The organism is Dyella sp. (assembly GCF_036384435.1).
Classification (GTDB): domain Bacteria; phylum Pseudomonadota; class Gammaproteobacteria; order Xanthomonadales; family Rhodanobacteraceae; genus GSA-30.
Genome location: NZ_DASVMI010000162.1, coordinates 1 through 4540 on the forward strand (window position 1 = coordinate 1; position 4540 = coordinate 4540).

The 4540-nt window shown below is 60.9% G+C and carries 5 protein-coding genes; all 5 read right to left on the reverse strand.

The window, feature by feature from the left end; translation table 11 throughout:
• A partial coding sequence (locus tag VF436_RS16760; protein ID WP_330905177.1) for a GTP-binding protein occupies window positions 1-688 on the reverse strand: 688 nt, incomplete at its 3' end.
• A gap of 234 nt (window positions 689-922) precedes the next feature.
• On the reverse strand, window positions 923-2428 hold the full coding sequence (locus VF436_RS16765) for a Do family serine endopeptidase (protein WP_330905178.1): 1506 nt from the start codon (window positions 2426-2428) through the stop codon (window positions 923-925).
• Between the two features lie 133 nt (window positions 2429-2561).
• On the reverse strand, window positions 2562-3233 hold the full coding sequence (locus tag VF436_RS16770) for a sigma-E factor negative regulatory protein (RefSeq protein ID WP_330905179.1): 672 nt from the start codon (window positions 3231-3233) through the stop codon (window positions 2562-2564).
• Window positions 3226-3825: an RNA polymerase sigma factor RpoE gene (gene rpoE / locus VF436_RS16775; protein WP_330905180.1), complete on the reverse strand. Its 600-nt coding sequence runs from the start codon at window positions 3823-3825 to the stop codon at window positions 3226-3228. The genes VF436_RS16770 and rpoE overlap by 8 nt, the downstream gene beginning before the upstream one ends.
• Before the next feature lie 183 nt (window positions 3826-4008).
• Window positions 4009-4540 (reverse strand): EAL domain-containing protein (locus tag VF436_RS16780; RefSeq protein WP_330905181.1); only part of this gene is annotated, 532 nt, incomplete at its 5' end.

Genomic DNA, 4540 nt, shown 5'->3' on the forward strand with positions numbered 1-4540 from the left:
GACCGGTAGACATCACCAGCAATTTGTCGCCAGGTTTGATCTCGCCCTGCACCACACGCACCAGCGACACCACGCCCAGGTAGTTATCGAACCAGGAGTCGATGATCAGCGCCTGCATGCGATCGGTATCGCCCACTTTGGGCGGCGGAATGCGATGGATGATCGCTTCCAGCACCTCGACCACGTTCAAGCCAGTCTTTGCACTCACGGCCACCGCATCGGTAGCATCGATACCGATCACGGCCTCGATTTCCCCCTTGACCTTGTCAATGTCAGCGGTGGGTAGATCAATCTTGTTGAGCACGGGCACTACTTCCAGCCCCTGCTCCACGGCGGTATAGCAGTTGGCTACCGATTGGGCTTCGACACCTTGCGCGGCATCAACGACCAGCAGGGCGCCTTCGCAAGCGGACAGGGAGCGACTGACCTCATAGGAGAAGTCGACGTGCCCCGGGGTATCGATGAAGTTCAGCTGGTAGGTCTTGCCATCGCGTGCCTTGTAAGGCAGCGACACCGACTGCGCCTTAATGGTGATACCGCGCTCGCGCTCGATCGGATTATTGTCGAGCACCTGCGCTTCCATCTCGCGCTCGGTCAGACCGCCGCAGATCTGGATGATGCGGTCCGCAAGGGTCGACTTGCCGTGGTCGATATGGGCAATGATGGAGAAATTACGAATCAGTTCCATGGACAGCGCTGGCTACGGTGCTCCGCCGGGCTTGAGCGCACCGACAGCGCGCCACCCCGATGGCGGCACGAACTGGGCATTATCGCATGGATCGAGGACGTCCCGGGGCGCCCCGGCGGATGCCCTCAACTGGCGGGACTGCGCGCCAGGGAAGCGCCCCTGGAAGTCGAGCAGGCTGGCCCATGCCACAGCCGCGTGCCGGGCCCATCGGGCTGCGGCACGCGGCCGATAGGGTCACTCGTCGTCTTTCCCGCCCGGTACGGTCAAACCGATGAAGGAACTACGGTCATCGCGGCGCACCAGCAGTAACACGGTGCTGCCCGCCTTGACGTCCTTGGTGGCCTCGCGGAAGGCCGTAGCGCTGCCGATCGCCGACTGGTTGACGCGAAGGATCACATCGCCCTGCCGCAACCCGGCCTGGGCTGCCACGCGCCCAGTGACATTCGCCACGACAACCCCCTCCCCAGCCTTGAGGCCAAGCTGTTTGCGCGTGTCGCTATCGATGTCCTGCACAGTGAGGCCAAGCAACGATGAACCGGCCCGCTGGCCTGGCTGATCGCCCTTGGAAGCGCCTGCCGTCATGGCATTCTTGTCGCGCGGTTGCTCCCCTACTGTGACCGTTACATCCTGCTTCTTGCCTTCGCGCAGCACCTGCACGGTGGCCTTGGTCCCCGGGGGCGTCATGGCCACCAGCGGAGGCAGATCGGGCGACTGGTTGATGTGCTGCCCGTTGAAGGCCAGCACAATATCGCCTTGGCGCAGGCCAGCCTTGTCGGCCGCGCTACCCGGTGTGACATCTACCACGACCGCTCCGTCGGGGTTGGCAAGCTTGAATACCTTGACCATATCGTCGGACACCGGCTGCACCGTCACGCCCAACATGCCGCGTGACACGAAGCCGTGCTCGCGGATCTGTTTGACGGCACTCATGGCCATGTCGATGGGAATCGAGAAGGCCACCCCCAGGTATCCGCCAGTATTGGAGTAGATCTGGGAGTTGACGCCCACTACCTGGCCTTGCAGGTTGAACAACGGCCCACCGGAATTGCCGCGATTAATCGGCACGTCCGTCTGGATGAAAGAAGTATAAGGCTGGTCCTGGCTGCCCAGGTTTCGCCCCACGGCGCTGACAATGCCCTGAGTTACGGTGTAATCGAAACCGAAGGGGGAGCCTATCGCAAGCACCCACTGGCCAGGCTTGAGCGATCGCGAGTCACCGATGCTGACGGCCGGCAGGTTTCCGCCAGCGTCCACCTTGAGCAACGCAATGTCGTATTGCGGATCGCTTCCGACCACTTTCGCGGTCAAGGTCCGCCTATCCTGCAAACGCACCGTAACCGTGTCGGCGTCTTCCACGACATGTGTATTGGTGATGATGTAGCCATCGTGGGAGATGATGAAACCTGAGCCTAACGATGTACGCGCCTGCTCCTCTGGCGTCGGCATGCCGGGCATGCCAAAGAAACGACGCAGAATATCGTTTGGATCATTGTCATCCGAACCATCGCCGCCCGGGCCTTGGGGGCCTTGAATCTGGCGCATGCTCTTGCGCGCACGCTTTCCGCTGTACTTGGCCTCCACGTGCACGACGGCGGCAGCGTTCTGCTGCACGATACCCGTGAAATCGGGCAGGCTGCCATTGGCTGCCACCGGCGCCCCAGCCTGGGCCTGTACGCCGCCAGCGGACGCCAAGCCGACCAGTGCGAAACATGCCGCGGTGCGCAAGTTGAAACGGCTCATGCTTGTATTCCTCCTGTTTTCAGACACGACCTGACCTCAACCCAACAACTATGGGCTGGCAAAAAAGTGGTGGCATAGGAAGGTGACCACCGATACGGGGCCACCTCTGGATGAATGACGGGGCCTTGCCCGGTCATTGGGCGACAACGCGCCCCTGTGATGGCGTGACCTGCCGCTGTGCTTGGACAGGACTGATCAGCAGGTAGCTGGCGTCGCCGTGCCTGATCATTTGGTAGCCGCGCAATTGATAAGGAGACAGCCGATCGGAGTGGGCATAGAACAAAGGCCCTTCACTGCCATCGATCGTGGCGGAAGCTTGCTGGCTGAGCTGCGAAGGCAGCGAAGCGTAGCTATTGAGCCAGACCGGCGCCTGGACCGGATTACCGTTCACCGGCACCGGCTGGGTGACAGGAGCCGACCCGATGGCAGCCCTGTTCATTGAAGCCAGTGGTGGGGCCGACTCATTGGCCTGCTGCCCGGCTGGCTGGGTGGTCAGCAAGGCAACAACCGCCACACTGGCGGCAATGGCACCGCCGGCCGACCAGCGCAACCAACGACGCCTGCCGGAGGGCGCGGCGACAGAGGCCGATTCCTGATCGATGGCCAGCATGACGCGTGCGGCAAAACCCTCGGAAGCGACCGAAGGAAGCTCGCGCCTCAAACCATCACGCGCAAGATGGTAATCGGACCATGCTTGCGCCAAGGAGGCATCGGCTTCGAATCGGCGCAACAGAAAGCGCAACTCTTCCTTGGTGAGCTGCCCGTCCATCCCGGCAGAAAGATTTTCGCGATTGACTTCAGTCATTTATACGATCCTCGCGGTCCGTCAGCAGCGGCCGCAGCTTTTCATCGATCGCCTCACGAGCGCGGAAAATCCGCGATCGCACCGTTCCGATTGGACAATCCATGGCCTCGGCGATCTCTTCGTAGCTGAGACCGTCAACCTCCCTGAGGGTGATGGCGGTACGCAGCTCTTCTGGCAGGGCTTGGACAGTGGAAAAGACAGTTCGTTCAATTTCCTGGCGCATCAGCTCGCGCTCCGGGGTCGCGCTTTCCTGCATACGATCGGCCCCGGGAACGAATACGGCATCTTCCACGGCGATATCGTCCATGGGCGGACGCCGCCCCATGGCAACCAAATGGTTCTTGGCCGTGTTGACGGCGATCTTGTACATCCATGTGTAGAAGGCGCTCTCGCCACGAAATGAACCAATGGCGCGCCAAGCCCGGACGAAGGCCTCCTGGGCCACATCCTCGCACTCGGCATGATTGTTCACATAACGCGAAATCAGGCCAATGACCTTGTGCTGATACTTGCGTACCAGCAGGTCAAATGCCCGCTTGTCCCCGCTTTGGACGCGCTCGACCAGCGCGCTATCCAGTTCGTTTTCGCCCATCCGGGCCGTCTCCTTCATTACCGCAGTCACTAGCATAGGCATCGCCGCCGGATGAGAACGACGTGCTATGACTCGTATTTCGGCCGTAAGTTCCGTGCCAGTTGCGCACCAGAGCAAAACGGCCCTGCCGTAACGCCCTTCCTGCCAGAGAATGACTGGGATCAAGCCCTCTGAACTCAGACATCAGGTGCTAGTCGTCGCCATCAGGCGCTGACGCTCGGACAACAGTTTATCGAAAGACATGACCGGCAAGGGTCTACAGAACAGATATCCCTGCAATTCGTCGCAATGGTTGGCACGCAGGAACTGCAAGTGCTGCTCGATTTCGACACCTTCAGCCACCACGCCACGCTTGAGTCGATGCGCCATTTCGATCGTGGTACGCACGATGGCCTCGTCATCCGGGTCCACACCGATATTTCGCACGAAACTCTGGTCGATCTTGATGCGGTCGGCGGGCAGCTTGCGTAGATAGTCCAGCGATGCAGCGCCAGTGCCAAAGTCGTCAATGGCGATACGGCAGCCCAACTTATGCAGGCCGTGCAGGTTCTCCATCAAGTTGGGCGCAGCCTTGATGCTGATGCTCTCGGTCACCTCCATTTCCAGCAGCCCTGGGTCCAGGCCAGAGTCCCGCAGGGCGTTGGACACGACTTCGAGCAAGTTGGGCTGCATCAGTTGCACCGCAGACAAGTTCACGCCAAGGCGCAGGCGCAGC

What these genes read in the sequence shown, in the direction of transcription:
- VF436_RS16765 (WP_330905178.1), bottom strand. Translation starts at nt 2,428, where the DNA reads ATGAGCCGTTTCAACTTGCGCACCGCGGCATGTTTCGCACTGGTCGGC.
- VF436_RS16770 (WP_330905179.1), bottom strand. Translation starts at nt 3,233, where the DNA reads ATGACTGAAGTCAATCGCGAAAATCTTTCTGCCGGGATGGACGGGCAG.
- rpoE (WP_330905180.1), bottom strand. Translation starts at nt 3,825, where the DNA reads ATGGGCGAAAACGAACTGGATAGCGCGCTGGTCGAGCGCGTCCAAAGC.